The following is a 290-nucleotide window of genomic DNA, read 5'->3' as shown; positions in this document are numbered from 1 at the left end:
AGCGTCGGCATCGAAAACGTCGAGGACCTTTGGGCCGATTTGGAACAGGCATTGGACACCCTGGACGGTTAGGCTGGGGGAGTGGACGGAAGAATACTGATTTACTATGTCGAAACCGGGATCTACCTGGTCCTGGCGCTCGTGGCCCTGGCTCTTGAGGTGTGGGCGTTCTTCGACTGCCTCCGCCACAAAGCCAACGCCTTCGAAGCCGTGTCCAAGCGGACCAAGACCTTCTGGCTTGCCCTGACCGGCGGCGCCCTGGCCGTCGGCGTGCTCTCCCTGGTGTCCCA

General features: G+C 61.7%; 1 protein-coding gene. It reads left to right on the top strand.

Annotated elements, in window-relative coordinates; genetic code table 11:
• Positions 1–81 precede the first annotated feature (81 nt).
• On the top strand, positions 82–290 hold a 209-nt coding region (locus tag KOL93_RS16010; RefSeq protein WP_221586424.1), incomplete at its 3' end, for a DUF2516 family protein.

The organism is Microbacterium salitolerans, from assembly GCF_019720895.1.
GTDB lineage: Bacteria > Actinomycetota > Actinomycetes > Actinomycetales > Microbacteriaceae > Microbacterium.
This window is presented reverse-complemented; position numbering and strand designations above follow the sequence as displayed.